General features: G+C 70.2%; 18 protein-coding genes and 1 pseudogene. 12 read left to right on the forward strand and 7 right to left on the reverse strand.

Annotation, left to right across the window (positions count from 1 at the left end; genetic code table 11):
• The 3 genes and pseudogenes from KBY86_RS13815 to KBY86_RS13825 all read left to right on the forward strand — a co-directional run.
• A pseudogene (locus tag KBY86_RS13815) lies at nt 1-358 on the forward strand (NCS2 family permease); the annotation flags it as partial.
• Nucleotides 358-1566, forward strand: coding sequence for an 8-oxo-dGTP diphosphatase MutT (gene mutT / locus KBY86_RS13820; RefSeq protein WP_255141550.1), 1209 nt, complete (start codon nt 358-360; stop codon nt 1564-1566). The pseudogene KBY86_RS13815 and the gene mutT, both read left to right, overlap by 1 nt.
• A 19-nt stretch (nt 1567-1585) precedes the next feature.
• Nucleotides 1586-2611 carry a carbohydrate kinase gene (locus KBY86_RS13825; RefSeq protein ID WP_399221607.1) on the forward strand — a complete coding sequence of 342 codons (1026 nt, stop codon included), beginning with the start codon at nt 1586-1588 and terminating at the stop codon, nt 2609-2611.
• A 119-nt stretch (nt 2612-2730) separates the two neighbouring features.
• Here KBY86_RS13825 and tsaE read toward each other — a convergent pair whose 3' ends face one another.
• Nucleotides 2731-3225: a tRNA (adenosine(37)-N6)-threonylcarbamoyltransferase complex ATPase subunit type 1 TsaE gene (gene tsaE, locus KBY86_RS13830; protein WP_255141552.1), complete on the reverse strand. Its 495-nt coding sequence runs from the start codon at nt 3223-3225 to the stop codon at nt 2731-2733.
• A 90-nt stretch (nt 3226-3315) separates the two neighbouring features.
• Between tsaE and ahcY the strand changes: the two genes are divergently transcribed.
• A complete protein-coding gene (ahcY, locus tag KBY86_RS13835) occupies nt 3316-4770 on the forward strand; it encodes an adenosylhomocysteinase (protein WP_255141553.1) in 1455 nt (484 codons plus the stop codon).
• Between the two features lie 138 nt (nt 4771-4908).
• On the forward strand, nt 4909-5565 hold the full coding sequence (locus KBY86_RS13840; RefSeq protein WP_094514035.1) for a DedA family protein: 657 nt from the start codon (nt 4909-4911) through the stop codon (nt 5563-5565).
• Between the two features lie 82 nt (nt 5566-5647).
• On the opposite strand, the gene KBY86_RS13845 is transcribed toward KBY86_RS13840, so the two are convergent.
• Nucleotides 5648-6079 carry a single-stranded DNA-binding protein gene (locus KBY86_RS13845; RefSeq protein WP_255100544.1) on the reverse strand — a complete coding sequence of 144 codons (432 nt, stop codon included), beginning with the start codon at nt 6077-6079 and terminating at the stop codon, nt 5648-5650.
• Nucleotides 6080-6262: 183 nt separating this feature from the next.
• Between KBY86_RS13845 and KBY86_RS13850 the strand changes: the two genes are divergently transcribed.
• The 7 genes from KBY86_RS13850 (at nt 6263) to KBY86_RS13880 (ending at nt 12804) form a co-directional block, all read left to right on the forward strand.
• Nucleotides 6263-7309: a rod shape-determining protein gene (locus KBY86_RS13850; RefSeq protein WP_094513920.1), complete on the forward strand. Its 1047-nt coding sequence runs from the start codon at nt 6263-6265 to the stop codon at nt 7307-7309.
• Nucleotides 7310-7314: 5 nt separating this feature from the next.
• Nucleotides 7315-8073: a rod shape-determining protein MreC gene (gene mreC / locus KBY86_RS13855; RefSeq protein ID WP_255100545.1), complete on the forward strand. Its 759-nt coding sequence runs from the start codon at nt 7315-7317 to the stop codon at nt 8071-8073.
• A gap of 3 nt (nt 8074-8076) precedes the next feature.
• Nucleotides 8077-8583 carry a rod shape-determining protein MreD gene (locus KBY86_RS13860; RefSeq protein ID WP_094514032.1) on the forward strand — a complete coding sequence of 169 codons (507 nt, stop codon included), beginning with the start codon at nt 8077-8079 and terminating at the stop codon, nt 8581-8583.
• 4 nt (nt 8584-8587) lie between these two features.
• The gene (locus KBY86_RS13865) at nt 8588-9898 is read left to right on the forward strand and encodes an ABC transporter substrate-binding protein (RefSeq protein ID WP_255100546.1); all 1311 of its coding nucleotides are present in this window, start codon (nt 8588-8590) and stop codon (nt 9896-9898) included.
• Between the two features lie 213 nt (nt 9899-10111).
• Nucleotides 10112-10921: a response regulator transcription factor RpaB gene (rpaB, locus tag KBY86_RS13870; protein WP_094513914.1), complete on the forward strand. Its 810-nt coding sequence runs from the start codon at nt 10112-10114 to the stop codon at nt 10919-10921.
• Between the two features lie 53 nt (nt 10922-10974).
• The gene (gene lysS / locus KBY86_RS13875) at nt 10975-12495 is read left to right on the forward strand and encodes a lysine--tRNA ligase (protein ID WP_255141554.1); all 1521 of its coding nucleotides are present in this window, start codon (nt 10975-10977) and stop codon (nt 12493-12495) included.
• Between the two features lie 45 nt (nt 12496-12540).
• Nucleotides 12541-12804 (forward strand): hypothetical protein, encoded by a 264-nt coding sequence (locus KBY86_RS13880; protein WP_048016474.1) that lies wholly within the window; start codon nt 12541-12543, stop codon nt 12802-12804.
• Between the two features lie 88 nt (nt 12805-12892).
• Here the strand turns inward: KBY86_RS13880 and KBY86_RS13885 are convergent, their stop codons facing one another.
• The 5 genes from KBY86_RS13885 to egtB are packed head-to-tail and all read right to left on the reverse strand — an operon-like array spanning nt 12893 to nt 16921.
• A complete protein-coding gene (locus tag KBY86_RS13885; RefSeq protein WP_255141555.1) occupies nt 12893-13690 on the reverse strand; it encodes a YdcF family protein in 798 nt (265 codons plus the stop codon).
• 10 nt (nt 13691-13700) lie between these two features.
• Nucleotides 13701-14333 carry a hercynine metabolism protein gene (locus KBY86_RS13890; protein WP_255141556.1) on the reverse strand — a complete coding sequence of 211 codons (633 nt, stop codon included), beginning with the start codon at nt 14331-14333 and terminating at the stop codon, nt 13701-13703.
• Nucleotides 14334-14361: 28 nt separating this feature from the next.
• Complete coding sequence (locus tag KBY86_RS13895; protein WP_094513910.1) at nt 14362-14586, reverse strand: hercynine metabolism small protein; 225 nt, start codon at nt 14584-14586, stop codon at nt 14362-14364.
• Nucleotides 14583-15608, reverse strand: a complete 1026-nt coding sequence (gene egtD / locus KBY86_RS13900; RefSeq protein ID WP_255141557.1) for an L-histidine N(alpha)-methyltransferase — start codon at nt 15606-15608, stop codon at nt 14583-14585. The genes KBY86_RS13895 and egtD overlap by 4 nt, the downstream gene beginning before the upstream one ends.
• Nucleotides 15605-16921: an ergothioneine biosynthesis protein EgtB gene (gene egtB / locus KBY86_RS13905; RefSeq protein WP_255141558.1), complete on the reverse strand. Its 1317-nt coding sequence runs from the start codon at nt 16919-16921 to the stop codon at nt 15605-15607. The genes egtD and egtB overlap by 4 nt, the downstream gene beginning before the upstream one ends.
• Between the last annotated feature and the right edge of the window lie 70 nt (nt 16922-16991).

Below are 16991 nucleotides of genomic sequence, written 5' to 3' on the forward strand. Positions count from 1 at the left end.
CAGCGCCGCCGAGCCCTTCGGTCCGGCCCTGCTGGTGCCGCTGCAGCAGGCTGATGTGTGGGCGGCCGGCGCCTTCGCTCTGGAACAGGGGCAGATCGTGGCCGCGATGTTGCTGGCGGCCATGGTGGTTTACGTGATTGAGCAGCGGTTCGTGGCGGCGGCGATCGCTGCCGGCCTGGCGGCGCTGGCCTCCTGGTTCGGGCTGATTCACGCCTGGCGTTTCACCGCCAGCGACACCGTGCTGCAGATGGGCTGGGGCACGGGCGGACGCTGGGCGCTCGGGTACCTGCTCATGGCCCTGGTGTTCAGCGCCGCGGCCCTGGCTCGCCAGCGGGGCGCGGCGGATACCGATTGCTGATGGCAGGACGGCGTGGCGCTGGCTGGGCGGACAGGCAGGAGCACTTACCCCTGCAGCAGCTGCGTGCAGCCCTTCTGGCCTGGGGGGAGCGGTACGGGCGCCACAACCTGCCCTGGAAGCTGCGGCCCGATGGCCGCCCGCCGGTGGATGGAGAAGCCCTTGATCCGTTGAAGGTGTGGGTGGCGGAGGTGATGCTCCAGCAGACCCAGCTGGCTGTGGCCCTGCCCTACTGGCAGCGCTGGATGTCGGCCTTCCCGGACCTGCCGGCCCTGGCCGCCGCCGACCCCCAGCAGGTGCTGCTGCTCTGGCAGGGCCTGGGCTACTACGGGCGGGCGCGTCGCCTGCAGCAGGGGGCGCGGCAGTTGCTTGATGCCAGCGCCCCCGGCGCCGACCCCTGGCCCCGTGACCTGCCTGGCTGGCTGGCGCTGAGCGGCGTCGGCCGCAGCACCGCCGGCAGCATTCTGTCCTCGGCCTTCGATCAACCCTTCGCGATCCTTGACGGCAACGCGGCGCGGGTGCTGGCGCGCCTGATCGCCGCTCCCCGCCCGCCGAAACGGGAGCTCGCCGGGTTCTGGCGGCTGAGCGAGCTGCTGCTCGACCGGCAGCGGCCCCGGGCCTTCAATCAGGCTCTGATGGACCTGGGCGCCACGGTCTGCACCCCCCGTTCTCCCGACTGCGGCCGCTGCCCCTGGCGGAACTCATGCGCTGCTTACGCTGCCGGCGACCCCGCCCGCTACCCCGTGAAGGACGCCCCCCGGCCGCTGCCCTTTCAAGTGATCGGCGTGGGGGTGGTGCTCGATGGGCGCGGCCGGGTGCTGATCGATCAGCGCCTGCCGGAGGGGCTGTTGGGGGGGCTGTGGGAATTCCCCGGCGGCAAGCAGGAGCCGGGCGAAGCGATCGCGGCCACCATTGCCCGCGAACTGCGCGAGGAGCTGGCGATCGAGGCGGAGGTGGGCGAGGAGCTGATCACCCTGGAGCACAGCTACAGCCATAAGCGTCTCCGCTTCGTGGTGCATCTCTGCCGCTGGCTGGCGGGCGATCCGCAGCCCCTGGCCAGTCAGCAGGTGCGTTGGGTGGAGCCGGAGGGGCTGGCGGCCTTCCCCTTTCCTGCCGCCAATGCGCGCATCATCGCGGCGCTGCTGGAGCGGCTGGCCGGCGCGGCGCCCGTGGCGGCCTCCGGGCCCACCGGCGAGTGTGGAGAGAACTGAGCGCGAGCCTGCCGTGACGGTGCCTTCCCCTGCCCGGGTGCTCTGCTTCGGCGAAGCGCTCGTTGATCGGCTCGGCCCGCCCGGCGGCGATCCGGCCCGCGACACCCCGGTCGACGACAGGCTCGGCGGTGCCCCGGCCAATGTGGCCTGCGCTCTGGCGCGGCTCGGCACCGGCGCCGCGCTGATCGGCCGCCTGGGCGACGACCGCATCGGCGCCGCCTTCCGCGCTCTGTTGCTGGAGCGGGGGGTGGACACCCGTGCGCTGCAGTGCGATCCGCTGCGCCCGAGCCGCACGGTGCTGGTGCGGCGCGATGCCGCAGGTGAGCGCCACTTCGGCGGCTTCGCCGGCGACCGGGGGGAGGGCTTCGCTGATCAGGCGATCGATGCCGCGGCGCTGGCCGGGGCGTTGGCGCCGCTGCTGGCCCAGGCCCGCTGGCTCCTTTGCGGCACGATTCCGCTGGCTTCCGCTGCGGCGGCAGCGGCGCTGCAGGAGCTGCTGCTGGCTGCCGGGGCGCATGGCTTGCCGCTGGCGCTTGACGTCAACTGGCGGCCCACCTTCTGGGGGCTCGGCGCTGAGCAGGGCCCGCCGCCGGCGGTGCGGCAGCGGCTTGAGCCCTTGCTGACGCAGGCGGCCCTGCTCAAGTGCAGCCGTGAGGAGGCCCTCTGGCTGTTCGGCAGCGCCAACGCCACAGTCGTGCGCCGGGCCCTGCCGCAGCGGCCCGCCGTGCTGATCACCGATGGCCCCGAGCCGATCGACTGGGCGGTGGGAGCGTGCGGTGGCCGGCTGCCTTCCCTGCCCGTGGCTGCCATCGACACCACCGGTGCTGGTGATGCCTTCCTGGCGGGCCTGCTGCACCAGTTGGTGGGCCGGCCGGGGCTGTTGCAAGAGCCGGTGGTCGTCAGCGCCGTGGAGCAGGTTCTGCGCTTTGCAGCCGCCTGCGGTGCACTGGTTTGCCAGGGTGCCGGCGCCATTGATCCCCAGCCGAGCGAGCAGCAGGTTCTGGCCGTTCTGGGTGAGAGTGCAGCGGGCACCGGCGCCCTATGAGCACCCCCCCCCGGGTATGTCGAGCCGGTCAATCCCGATCGGCTGCAGCGCATCCTGGAAACGGCCCGGGGCGGAGCTGGAGGTCGCCTACGGTCCGGTTGTTCAAGGAGTTGAGGCCTTCAGGCGGCTGAGTGCGGCGGTCGCAGCACTGCCCGGCGCCTGTCCCCGTCGTGCTGAAGCTCCAGCCGCCAGGCGCCATCGGGCAGCCACGGCAGCCGTTCGGGCCACTCCACCGCCAGCACCGCCCCCAGGGCGCCGGCTTCCTCCTCCTCCTGGGCGAACAGTTCAGCGGCGGCGGCCGGCTGCTCCAGCCGGTAGAGATCCAGATGGACGAGGGCATGGGGCTCGCCGTCAGCGCCCCGGCCGCTGTAGTGCTGGGCCAGGGCGAAGGTGGGGCTCGTGATCGGTTCGTCGATTCCCAGCGCCAGGGCCAGACCCTGCACCAGGCAGGTCTTGCCGGCCCCCAGTTCCCCCTGCAGCAGCAAAGTGGGAGGGGCTGCACCGCCGCCGGGGCCGCCGCCGTTCAACAGCAGCGACGCCAGCTCCCGCCCGAGCGCCGCCGTGGCTGCCGCATCGGCCAGATGGCACACCCGGATCTCAGCAGACTGTTCCATCCCTGTAGATTCCCGTTAAGCGAGCCCGAAGCCTCGGCGTCTCTGCAGATATTTCCACATCCCCAATCCTTCTCCCTTCGGAGCTTCCCCATGCTGGCCACGCCTTCAGCTGCCACGTCCGTTTCGGCTGCCGCCGCAACCGGACTGTCCACCCCGTCGTCGTATGTGATCGCCGATCTCGGCCTTGCCGCCTGGGGCCGCAAGGAGATCGCGATCGCTGAAACCGAGATGCCCGGTCTGATGGCGCTGCGTGAGAAGTACGGCAGCCAGCAACCGCTTAAGGGTGCCCGCATTGCCGGCAGCCTGCATATGACGATCCAGACAGCCGTTCTGATCGAAACCCTGGTGGCTCTCGGCGCTGAAGTGCGCTGGGCCTCCTGCAACATCTTCTCCACCCAGGATCACGCTGCCGCCGCGATGGCGGAAGCCGGCATCCCGGTGTTCGCCTTCAAGGGCGAAACCCTTGATGAATACTGGGCCTTCACCCACCGGATCCTGGAGTGGGCCGACGGCGGCACGCCCAACATGATCCTCGACGACGGTGGCGATGCCACCGGCCTGGTGGTGCTCGGCACCAAGGCGGAGCAGGACCCCTCGGTGCTGGACAACCCCGGCAGCGAAGAGGAGATCGCCCTGTTCCAGTCGATCCGTCAACGCCTGGCCGCCCAGCCCGGCTTCTATTCGCGCATCCACGCCCAGATCCAGGGCGTCACCGAGGAAACCACCACGGGTGTGGCGCGTCTCTATCAGATGCAGAAGAGCGGTGAACTGCCGTTCCCTGCCATCAACGTGAACGACTCCGTCACCAAGAGCAAGTTCGACAACCTCTATGGCTGCCGCGAATCCCTGGTCGACAGCATCAAGCGCGCCACCGATGTGATGGTGGCCGGCAAGGTGGCCCTGGTGATCGGCTATGGCGATGTGGGCAAGGGTTCCGCCCAGTCGCTGCGTGGCCTCGGTGCCAGCGTGATGATCGCCGAAGTTGATCCGATCTGCGCGCTGCAGGCGGCGATGGAGGGCTACCGGGTCGTCCGTCTCGACGACGTGGTGGGGGATGTGGACATCTTCGTGACGGCCACCGGCAACTTCCGCGTGATCACCCACGACCACCTGATCCAGATGCGGGATCAGGCGATCGTGTGCAACATCGGCCACTTCGACAACGAGATCGACGTGGCTTCCCTGAAGCAGTACCCCTGGGACAACATCAAGCCCCAGGTGGATCACGTGCTGCTGCCCAGCGGCAACAAGATCATCCTGCTGGCGGAAGGCCGGCTGGTGAATCTGGGCTGCGCCACCGGCCACCCCAGCTTCGTGATGAGCAACTCCTTCACCAACCAGGTGCTGGCTCAGATCGAGCTTTTCACCAAAGGGGACGAGTACGGCAAGGAGGTGTACGTGCTGCCCAAGCACCTCGACGAGATGGTGGCCCGCCTCCACCTCGACAAGATCGGCGCCCGACTCACCGAGCTCACCCCCGAGCAGGCCGCCTACATCAACGTGCCGCTGGAAGGCCCCTACAAGTCCGACCACTACCGCTACTGATCCCGCGCCCCACAGTTCCGCGCCCAGCGTTGCTGCTTCGCCGGCAGGCCTGATGGCCTCGCCGGCAAGCCGCTTCCCTGAGCATCGGGCAACCTTCACGTCAGCGTGGAAGACTTTCCCGATCACGAGCCCGCCGGCATGGCCATCGAACTGGTTCAGCAACTGCCCGAGCTGATCGGCTCGGCGGTGGAGGCCAACCCGATGGCCGGCTATGCGGCGATCTTTGCGGCGATGTTCCTCGAGAACCTCTTTCCGCCGATCCCCTCCGAGCTGATCATGCCCCTGGGGGGCTTCTATGTGCAGCAGGGGCAGCTCAGCCTGATTCCGGTGGTGCTGGCCGGATTGCTCGGCACCGTGCTCGGCGCCCTGCCCTGGTATGGGGTGGGGCGGCTGGTGAACGAGGAACGCATCGAGCACTGGCTCTCGCGCCATGGGCGCTGGATCGGCATCAGCCCGCAGGAGCTGCACCGCAGCCGCACCTGGTTCAGCCGCCATGGCACCGCCCTGGTGTTCTGGGGCCGGCTGGTGCCCGGCATCCGCACCTTGATCTCCGTGCCCGCCGGCATCGAGATGATGCCGATGGTGCCCTTCCTGATCTGGACCACGGCCGGCAGCCTGATCTGGACCCTGCTGCTGACAGTGGCGGGCATGCTGCTGGGCGAGGGCTACAGCAACGTGGAGCTGTGGATCGAACCGGTGGCCCGGGTGATCAAGGTGGTGCTGGTGCTCGCCGTGCTGGCCGCCGGCGCCTGGCTGGGGCTGCGCATCTGGAAGAAGCGCCAGGACAGCCACTGAGGCTCAGTCCCTGGGGAAGCCACGCAGGCGCCCAGCCGCCCAAGACCACCTTCCGGCTGAAGGCAACGCCCTTGCAGGCGGCTCAGAACGGAACTTCCTCGCTGCTCGGCTCGCCACCACCGAAGCCGCCGCCATAGCCGCCGCCCCCGAAACCGCCGCCAGCGCCGCCGCCGTCGTCGTAGGCGCCCTGGTCGGCGTCACGTTTGGAGCCCAGCAGTTCGAGTCGGTCGACCCGCACCACCGGCTTGGTGCGCTCCTCACCGGTGGTGCGGTCGGTCCAGCGGTCGAGCTTGAAGCTGCCGATGATCCCCAGCAACGACCCCTTCTTGACGTAGTCGGCGGCCACCTGGGCCTGCTTGCCCCAGATCTCGAGGTTGAACCAGTCCGGTTCGTCGTCGCGGCTGCGGCGGTTGACCGCGAGGGTCAGGTTGGCGACCACGCTGCCGGACTCGAAGTAGCGCACCTCGGGATCACGGCCGGCACGGCCCACCAGCGTCACGGAATTCACACCCATGGATTGTCCTGTCGTTGAAAAAAGTGGAGTTGTTGAATCAATGATGCGCCCCGTTGCCTCAAGGTGCCGCAGGCCGCTTCTCCCTGAAGGTTCCCCCGTTTCACCCGGATGTACCACCGCCACCGTCGGGGGGGGTGCTGCCAGATCCCGCTCCTATGATCGCAACCGCTCAGGTGCTCCTACGTGTTCTTTCGACGTTTCCAGCTCTCACGCGACATCGGCATCGACCTGGGAACGGCCAACACTCTGATGTACGTGTCCGGCAAGGGCATCGTGCTTCAGGAGCCTTCCGTGGTGGCGCTCGATCTTGAGCGGGGTGTGCCCCTGGCCGTGGGGGATGAAGCGAAGCTCATGCTCGGCCGCACCCCGGGCAACATCCGCGCCGTGCGCCCCCTGCGCGACGGAGTCATCGCCGACTTCGACGCCGCCGAGCAGATGATCAAGACCTTCATCCAGAAGGGGAACGAGGGCCGCGGCATCGTGGCGCCCCGTCTGGTGATCGGCATTCCCAGCGGCGTCACCGGCGTGGAACGCCGCGCGGTGCGTGAGGCCGGCCTGGCCGGTGCCCGCGAAGTGCACCTGATCGATGAGCCGGTGGCGGCCGCGATCGGCGCCGGCCTGCCGGTCACGGAGCCGGTGGGCACCATGATCGTCGACATCGGGGGCGGCACCACCGAGGTGGCGGTGCTCAGTCTCGGTGGCACCGTGCTCAGCGAGTCGGTGCGGGTGGCCGGCGATGAGATCAGCGAGGCCATCGGCGTGTACCTCAAGAAGGTCCACAACCTGGTGGTGGGCGAGCGCACCGCCGAAGACATCAAGATCCGCATCGGCTCCGCTTTCCCCGACGACGCCCACGACGAGACCTCGATGGACGTGCGCGGGCTGCACCTGCTCTCCGGCCTGCCCCGCACCATCAACGTGCGCTCCGGTGACATCCGTGAAGCGATGGCCGAACCGCTCAACGTGATCGTGGAGGCGGTGAAGCGCACCCTTGAGCGCACCCCGCCCGAGCTCGCCGCCGACATCGTCGATCGCGGCATCATGCTGGCCGGCGGTGGCGCCCTGGTGCGCGGCATCAGCGAGCTGATCAGCCACGAAACCGGGATCCTCACCCACGTGGCCCAGGACCCGCTCCTGTGCGTGGTCAGTGGCTGCGGCCAGGTGCTGGAGGACTACAAGCGCCTGGAGCGCGTGCTCGACACGCCTGACTTCTCCCGTCTGTCCTCCTGAAATCCATGCCGTTCGGGCGCCTGCCGCGCGTCCCCTCGCTGCAACGGGTGATCCAGGCCTGGCCCTGGTGGCTGCTGCTGCTGGCGCTGGTGGGGGTCCGCCTCAGCAAGGGGGCCTTCCTCACGGATGCCTACGCGCTGGTCAGCCGTCCGTTCTGGCCCGGCACGGCCCAGCGCGAGTGGTTGCAGTCAGCCCAGCAGCTCGACCAGCGCAGCCGACTGGCCCAGTTGGAGCAGGACAACCGGCGCCTGCGCACCCTGCTGGGTCTGCAGCGGGCCAACCCCCAGGAGGTCACGGCGGCGGTGATCTCGCGCGAACCCGAGGGCTGGTGGAAGCAGTTGGTGCTCGGCGCCGGTGAGCTTCAGGGGATTCGCCGCGGCGATGCGGTGGTGGGCCCGGGCGGCCTGGTGGGCCGGGTGGCCAGCGTCACCCCCACCACCGCGCGGGTGGCCCTGCTTACCGATTCCTCCAGCCGCATCGGCGTGTGGGTGGGGCGCACCCAGAGCATGGGCCTGCTCACCGGCGTGAACGGCAGCCGGCCCGAGCTGCGTTTTCTGGTGAAGGATCCGCAGGTGCGCCCAGGGGATGTCGTGGTCACCTCGCCGGCCAGCACGCTGGTGCCGCCGGGGATGAGCGTCGGCGTGATCCAGTCGGTGGATGAAAAGGCCGTGCCGGCGCCCACGGCGGTGGTGCAGCTCAGTGCGCCGGTGGAAGCGATCGACTGGGTGCAGGTGCTGGTGCAGCCCCGGCAGGCGGCGCCCTGAATGGTGGGCAAGCTGCACCGCCACCCGTGGTTTGTGGCCAGCGCTCTGCTCGTGCCCTGGCTCACGCTGGCCTCTCCCGCGCTGCTGCGCCTCTCGGGGGCACCACCCAGCTGGGCGGTGCTGTGGCTTCTGCCCTGGGCGATCAGCGATGGGCCGGTCTCCGGTGCCCTGGCCGGGCTGGGGCTGGGGCTGTTGCTCGATGCCCTCACCCTCGATGGCGCCACCCAGATTCCGGCGCTGGTGCTGCTGGGCTGGTGGTGGGGGAGGCTCGGCCGCAAGGGACCGCCGCTCGAGCGCAGCTTCAGCCTCGGGCTGCTGGCCCTGATCGGCACCTTTCTGCTGGGGCTCAGCTTGATCCTGCAGCGGCTGGGCCTACCCCCCCAGCTGCCTCTCGCCGGCAGCCTGCGCACCCTGCTGACCCAGACCCTGCTCACCGGTCTGCTGGCGCCGATGATCTGTTCGCTGCTGCTGTTGCTCTGGCGGCAGCAGAACGCACCATCGAGGGGCTGAAGCGATGCGGGGGCTGACCGAGGGGATCCGGGGGCGCTGGCGGCGGCGTGCCGTGCTGACCCTGCTGGCGGCGGTGCTGGCGGGCTGCGGCGGTCCGCGCAGCCAGGGGCGCCAGCTGAACGTCTGGACGCTCGATCTCTCCCCCAAGTTCGACGCCTACCTCACCGAGGTGATCGCCGCCTGGGAGAAGGAGAACCCGGGCATCACGGTGCGCTGGACCGACATCCCCTGGGGATCGGTGGAGCGCAAGCTGCTGGCGGCGGTCTACGCCCGCACCGCCCCCGACGTGGTGAACCTCAACCCGCTGTTCGCCGCCAACCTGGCCAGCAAGGGGGGGCTGCTCGACCTCGATCCACTGCTGCCGCCTGGGGCCTCAGAGATCTATCTGCAGCGCATCTGGGCAGCCAGCCGCAACGCGGATGGACAGTTCGCGATCCCCTGGTATCTCACGGCGCGCATCACGCTCGCCAACCGCGACCTGCTGAAGCGGGCCGGATACGCCGACCCACCGCGCCGCTGGGAGGAGGTGCCGGCTTTCGCTGAAGCGGTGAAACGGCGCACCGGCCGCCATGCGCTGTTCGTCACGGTGGTGCCGGATGACTCGGCCGAGCTGCTGGAGTCGATGGTGCAGATGGGTGTGACCCTCACCGATGACCGCCAACGGGCCGCCTTCAACAGCCCGGCGGGCCGGCGGGCCTTCGCCTTCTGGACCGATCTCTACCGCCGTGGCCTGCTGCCGCGTGAAGTGGTGAGCCAGGGCTACCGGCGTGCGATCGAGCTCTACCAGGGCGGTGAGCTGGCGATGCTGGCCAGCGGCGCCGAGTTCCTGCGCAGCATCCAGACCAACGCCCCGGGGATCGCTGCCGTCACCGAACCCCACCCGCCGCTCACCGGCCCCGACGGCACCGCCAACGTGGCGGTCATGAACCTGGCGGTGCCGCGCCAGAGCGCCATGCCCAAGGAAGCGGTGAGCTTTGCCCTGTTCCTGACCAACGCCAGCAATCAGGCCCGCTTCGCTGAGCAGGCGCGGGTGCTCCCCTCGGCCCGGCAGGCGCTCACCACGATCGAGCAACAGCTGCGGCGGGACACGCCTGCCGATCCCCAGCAGGCGCTGGTGCATGCGGCACGCCTGGAATCGGCTGAAACGCTGGGGCGGGCACGGGTGCTGGTGCCGGCCAACCCCGGCGTGAAGCGGCTGCAGGCGATCATCTACCGCCAGCTCCAGCGCGCCATGCTTGGCCAGATCAGCAGCGATGCGGCCGTGCTGGCGGCGGAGCGGGAATGGAACCTCTACGCGGAAGGTCGCTGGCCCTGAGCCCTGGCCTCGCCGTGCGGCGTGGCGACCGCGCCGCACGGCGAGGCCACCGATGGGCTTGGTGAGAATGGTGCTGACCGGTGGCTGCCGGCACCGCTGCAACTATTGAAAAATCATTAAGTCTTGGCGCTGCTACTCCCTGACGTGCGCCTTCTGCTCTCCATGCGTACAAGCTGACAGGTAGGGTGATTTTTCTTCACGACTGTTCCTGTGATGCCACTGGACACGCAGCCTCGGCAAGCCAAGGCGGAGGCGGTGGTTCAGGACACGCGGACAGCACCCAAGGCCACCCTGCTCGTCGTCGACGACGAGGCCGCCGTGCGCCGCGTGCTGGTGATGCGCCTGCAGCTCGCGGGCTACCGCGTCCTCTGCGCCGAGGACGGGGAGGAGGCCCTTACCCTGTTCCATCAGGAGCAGCCCGACCTCGTCGTGCTTGACGTGATGCTGCCGAAGCTGGACGGCTTTGCGGTATGCCGGCGCCTGCGGGCCGAATCCTGCGTGCCGATCATCTTCCTCTCGGCTCTTGATGCGATCGCCGAGCGGGTGGCCGGCCTTGATCTCGGTGCCGACGACTACCTGCCCAAGCCGTTCAGCCCCAAGGAACTCGAAACCCGCATCTCCACGATCCTGCGGCGGGTGGGGCGTGGATCCGCCAACAGCGAACCCCGCGACATCCCCGCCGGCCAGGGTGTGATGCGCATCGGAGACCTGGTGGTGGACACCAACCGCCGTCAGGTGACCCGCGCCGGTGAGCGCATCGGCCTCACCTACACCGAATTCAGCTTGCTGGAGCTGCTGTTCCGCGAGCCCGGCCGGGTGGTGCCGCGCGCCGAGATCCTTGAGCAGCTGTGGGGCTACCCGCCGCGCCGCGCCGCGGATCTGCGCGTCGTGGATGTGTATGTGGCCCGCCTGCGCGGCAAGCTCGAACCCGACCCCCGCAACCCCGAGCTGATCCTCACCGTGCGCGGCACCGGCTACGCCTCGCAACGGATGATCGATCCCCTGGTCGCCGTCACCGCTTAGGCCCACCGCCTGCGCTCCTGCAGGATGGTTCCTTCCGTCCCCTGTTCGTCGCCTTGCCGGAGCACCCCGTCAACCGCCTGGAGCAGGCGCGCTTCGAGAAGGGCCAGGCCCTGGCGGCCCTCGGTCAGGGCCCCTATGCCCTGCGCTTCGAGCCCAGCCACCGCACTGCCGCCCTGCAGCAGGAGCACGCCGACCTGCCCAACGGCGAGGAGCGTGCCGTGGCCGTGGCCGTGGCCGGCCGGGTGATGACCCGCCGGGTGATGGGCAAGCTCGCCTTCTTCACCTTGGTGGATGAAAGCGGCCCGATTCAGCTGTTCATCGAGAAGGCCCACCTGCTGGCGGCCTTGCCCGAGCAGCCCGAGGCCTTTGCTCAGATCACCTCGCTGGTGGATGCCGGCGATCTGATCGGTGTGCACGGCACACTGCGGCGCACCGACCGGGGTGAGCTGTCGGTGAAGGTGACGGCCTGGGACATGCTCTGCAAGTCGTTGCAGCCCCTGCCCGATAAATGGCATGGCCTGGCGGATGTGGAGAAGCGCTACCGCCAGCGCTACCTCGATCTGATCGTTTCGCCGCACACCCGCGAAACCTTCCGCCGCCGTGCCCGTCTGGTGAGCGGCATCCGCCGCTGGCTCGATGCCCGCGACTTCCTCGAGATCGAGACGCCGGTGCTGAATCTGGAGGCCGGTGGCGCCGACGCCCGCCCCTTTTGCACCCACCACAACGCCCTCGATCTGCCGCTGTTCCTGCGCATCGCCACCGAACTGCACCTCAAGCGGCTGGTGGTGGGGGGCTTCGAGCGGGTCTACGAGCTGGGCCGCATCTTCCGCAACGAAGGCATCAGCACACGCCACAACCCCGAATTCACCTCGGTGGAGGTGTATCAGGCCTATGCCGATTACACCGACATGATGGCGCTCACCGAGCAGATGATCGCGGACGTCACCGTGCAGGTGTGCGGCACCACCGCCCTCACGTATCAGGGCGTGGCGATCGATCTCACGCCCCCCTGGCGCCGGGCCACCATGCACGAGCTGGTGGAGCAGGCCACCGGGCTCGATTTCAACGGCTTCGCCAGCCGTGAGCAGGCCGCTGCCGCCATGGCCGCCGCTGGGCTGGAGGTGCCCGCCGCCGCTGACAGCGTGGGCCGTCTGCTCAACGAGGCCTTCGAACAGCGGGTGGAAGCCAGCCTGATCCAGCCCACCTTCGTGCTCGATTACCCGGTGGAGATCTCACCGTTGGCGCGCACGCACCGCAGCAAGCCCGGCCTGGTGGAGCGTTTCGAGCTGTTCATCGTGGGCCGTGAAACCGCCAACGCCTTCAGCGAGCTGATCGATCCCGTCGATCAGCGCCGGCGCCTGGAGGCCCAGCAGGAGCGTCGCCTCGCCGGCGACCTGGAGGCGCAGGGGGTGGATGAGGATTTCCTCCAAGCTCTTGAGGTGGGCATGCCCCCCACCGGCGGGCTGGGCATCGGCATCGACCGGTTGGCCATGCTGCTCACCGACAGCCCCAGCATCCGTGATGTGATCGCCTTCCCGCTCTTGCGTCCAGAGGCCGGTTCCACTGGAGCTTGAAGGGCAAAGTGGATAATGGGGTCACGTTGGCACTGACCTTGGCCCATGAGCGGTGAGCGCGTTGGATTCCGCTTCAAGCACGCAGATGCGGTGGTCAAGCGCAACCCTCAGGGCCGCTCCCGTCGCGGTTGGGTGATGGAGCCGGTGGAGCAGACCACCAGCCGCGGCACCAAGATGCCGGCTTACAGGATCCGTTGGCGCGACAGTGAACGTCCCGAGATCGTGCTCCAGCACATGCTGATCGCCGATCCCGATCCCACGCCGCCGCCCGAAGGTGTGAGCCTGGTGCCACCGGCGCCAAAGAAGTAGCTGCTGCCCGGTTTGTTGCATCCGGTCCGGATGCGCTGCTGGCAGCAGGGTGCGCCGCCGCAAGCCCGTCTGCGCCCCATCCCGGCCATCAACTCCAGCCCCGCAGCCGGTACACCAGCAGCCCCAGGTGCTCCTTGAGCGCCTGGGTGGTGAGCTGCAGGGCGCCCACTTCGGGCAGCAGCTCGATCAGCAGCGAGGCGGCCGTCGGGCTTCCGGTTGCGCTGCGGGCCGGCAGCAGGTAGTCGCAGGCCACCGGCACCACCTGGAGCCCTGAGCGGCGCTGAAACGTGGCCAGCGAGCGGGGCATGTGCATCGCGCTGGTGACCAGCAGCACTGAACGCCAGCCCCGGGCCCGGCCGATCGCACGCAGCGCCAGGGCCTCTTCCGCGGTGGTGCGGGCCTGATCGCTGAGCAGCAGGCGCCCCTCCGGCACGCCGAGCTCCAGTGCCAGCCGCCGCGCCGTTTCAGCCTCCGCCGGCGCCGGGTTGGCGCTGCGGAAGGTCACCCTGCCGCCGCTCAGCAGCAGCAGCGGCGCCTTGCCGGCCTGCAGCAGCCGCACGCCGGTGAGCAGGCGGTCGCCCGCCTCGTTCACCTCCACGCTGGTGCGGGGCGCCAGCTGGGGCTGCAGGCCGCCGCCCAGCACGATCACGGCGTCGGCGGTGGGAAGCGGGCTGGGGGTGAGGGCGGCGCTGCGCTCCTCCAGGCCCCAGACCAGCTGCCGGGCCGTGAACGGCAGGGCACTGATCCACAGCAACGCCAGGCTGCCGCCACTCAGCCAGGGGCTCCAGCGGCGGCGACGCCCCGCCAGGGCGATCGCCTGCAGGCCGATGGCCAGCCCCAGCGGGTAGAGCAGCAGCGGCAGCAGCTTGGAGAGAAGGAATCCCATAGCGGCCGGCTCAGACCGGCGGGGTGCCGTGGCGGCGGCGCAGCTCCTCCAGTTCCTGCTGCGCCTCAAACGCCGACCAGGCGGCTTCCAGCTCGATCGGATCGAGCGGCGTGGCGGGGGAGGAAGCTGCCGCCGCTGCTGCTCCTGCCGCCTCTGCCTGGCTGCCCTGGGTCGCTCCAGCTGGGCCCGGCCCGCGTTCCCCCGACCCAGCTTGCGCAGGCGCGCCTGAGGCTGCGGGGGTAGCCGCCTGTTGCTCCTGCTCCCGTTGCAGGGCCGCCAGGTCGGCGTCCAGGCGGCGGAACTCATCGCCCAGGCTGCTGAGGGCCTGCCAGCGGTCGCGGCCAAGAGCCATCAGCTGCCGCAGCCGGGCTTCGGCCTGGTCGGCCAGCGCGCTGGCGCCGGCGGCCCGGGCCCGCTCCACCCGCCCCTGCCACTGGGTGATCTCGGTGGCCAGCTCCAGCAGAGCGCGCCGCAGCCGTTCCGCCTCCGCCTGCACCTCCAGCTGCCGCCGCTTCAGCCGCTGCTGCCGTTCCCGCTGCTCCTCCTCCACCAGCAGCTGCCGCTGCTCGGGGCGGCTGCTGAGGAACGCCTCCAGTTGTTGCTCCAGCTGCGCCTCCAGCTGCTCGAACCAGCTGCCGCTCATGGCCGCTGCCCCCGCCACGACCCACCCTTCATTCCGGTGCCCGCGTGATCAGCGGCGCCTCGATCTCTTCCTGCAGCGGCGTGATCGCGCCATCGCGGGAGCGCAGCAGCAGCTGCGTGAGGCGGGCGATCGCCCCTTCGCCCAGGTCTTCGCTGCCGATGCGATCGAAGGCCTGGCGGTAGAGCTCCTCGAGCTCGGCGATCAATTGCTCGCGCGTGGTGCGCATCGCCTTGCGTTGGTCTTCCCGGCTCATCGGCTGGCCTCGACTGGTTCAAGTCTGCCTGGCGCCTGCGGAGCGAGCAGGTGCAGGCTGAAGCTCTCGCCGGGATCGGCCCAGCGCGCCTGGGCCCGCCAGCCGGCCGCGGCCGCCAGGGCCGTGAAGGCCGCGGGGTCGTACTTGTGGCTGTGCTCGGTGACCAGCGCCTCGCCGGCGGCGAACGGCCAGCGCCGGCCCGCCACGTCCACCACCTGGTGGCAGGTGCTCACCAGCGCCATCTCGATGCGGCTCTGCTGCGGCTGCCAGCGGGCGCGGTAGCGGAAGCGCTCCGGCGCGAAGTTGCCCCCCAGCTCCCGGTTGAGCCGCACCAGCAGGTTGCGGGCAAAGGCGGCCGACCAGCCCGCGGCATCGTCGTAGGCGGCCTCCAGCTGGGCCGCGGCCCGGGGTTGGTCGATGCCGATCAACAGACGACCCTCGGGCCCCAGCAGCCGGGCGAACTGACGCAGCAGGGCCACCGCCTCGCTGGGGGCGAAGTTGCCGAGCGAGCTGCCCGGGTAGAAGCCCAGCAGCCGCTGGCCATCGAGCAGGGGGTGGGCCGGCAGGGTGAGCAGCTGGCTGTAATCGCAGCAGATGCCGAGCACGGGAATGGCCGGATGGCGGGCCTGCAGTGCCCGGCAGGCACCGGCGAGGTGCTCGGAGCTGATGTCGAGCGCCACATAGGCCGGGGGTGCCAGGGCCTCCAGCAGCGGCGACACCTTGCGGGCGCTGCCGGCGCCGAATTCCACCGGCACGCCGGCGCCGAGCGCCGCCGCCATCGCCGGCGCCTCCCGCTCCAGCAGGGCGGTTTCGGTGGCGGTGAGTGCGTATTCCGGCTGCTCGCAGATGCGGTCGAACAGACGCGAGCCCTCGGCGTCGTAGAGGAACCAGGCGGGCAGCTGGCGGGGGCTGCGCGACAGGCCCTCCACCACCAGCCGCCGCATGTCGGCGGCGACGGGATGCAGGTCGAGCAGGTCGACGGCGGCCGGCCCGCGCTGCAGGGCAGCGGAGGGGGCGCTCATCGGCCGTCCCGGGCGAGGCGCAGGCCGCCGGCCAGCCAGCGGCTCGCGGGCGGAAAGAAGTTGCGGTAAGTGAGGCGGCCGTGGCCCGGCGGTGTGAGGAAACTGCTGCCGCGCAGGACCATCTGGGAACTCATGAATTTGCCGTTGTATTCGCCCACCGCTCCGGCGGCGGGCCGGAAGCCCGGATACGGACGGTAGGGGCTGGACGTCCACTGCCACAGCACCCCCTGCAGGGCTTCCAGCCCGCCGCTGCCGCCCGCCGGGGGTGGCGTGGCGGCGGCCACTTCCCACTCCGCTTCGCTCGGCAGGCGGGCCTCGGCCCAGCGGGCATACGCGTCGGCTTCGAACCAGCTGAGGTGCCGCACGGGTGCGGCCGGGTGCAGGGGGCGCCGTCCCGCCAGCGTGAACTCCCACGACCAGCCCTCGGGGGCGCCGCTGCCGCGCCAGTAGCGGGGCGCCTGCCAGCCGCGCTGCTGACAGACCTGCCAGCCCTCGCTCATCCACAGCTCCGGCCGGCGGTAGCCGCCCGCGGCGATGAAGGCGGCGTACTCCCCGTTCGACACCAGCCGGGGGGCCAGCGCGAAGGGCTCGAGCCACTGGCGGTGACGGGGGCTTTCGTTGTCGAAATGGAAGGCGCCGGACGGGCCCTCGGGGCCGGCGCCAGCCTCGGCGTGACCGATCTCCACCAGCCCTCCCGGCCAGTGCAGCCAGGCGGACGCGGGCGGGTTGGGGGTGCTGCCGGGGGCGGCGTCAGCGGCGGCCACCAGCGTTTCGTAGGTGGCTTCGGCACCCCGGCCCGAGGGCTCCACCGCCGGCTCCAGCGGGTTGCGGCTGAAGCCGTCGAGCAGATCCATCAGCAGCAGCTCCTGGTGCTGCTGCTCGTGCTGCAGACCCAGCTCCAGCAGCTCCCACAGCGGCGCCGCCGCCGTGGCGGGCCCGGCGCTCAGCTGCTCCACCAGGGCCTCCAGCCCCGCATCGACCCGCCGCCGCCAGGCGAGCACCGCCGCCAGGGGTGGCCGGCTCAGCAGTCCCCGCTGCGGCCGGGGGTGGCGCGCCCCGATCGCGTCGTAATAGGAATTGAACAGGAAGCTCCAGCGGCTCTCCGCCGGCTCATGACCCGGCAGGTGGGGCGTGAGCAGGAAGGTGTCGAAGAACCAGGTGGTGTGCCCCAGGTGCCACTTGGGCGGGCTGGCGTCCGCCATGCCCTGCAGGCACAGATCTTCCGGCTCCAGCTCCGCGATCAGCGCCTCGCTGTGGGCGCGCACGGCATGAAGCCGCCGCAGCAGGGCCTCGGTGGGGGCGGCGGAGGCCATGGCCAGAGGGCTGCTCGCCTGAGGCTAGAAGGAATCGGCCGTCAGGGCTGCCGCCCCTACGATCATCTCC

Source organism: Synechococcus sp. Lug-A, from assembly GCF_024345655.1.
In the GTDB taxonomy this organism is placed as follows: Bacteria; Cyanobacteriota; Cyanobacteriia; order PCC-6307; family Cyanobiaceae; genus MW101C3.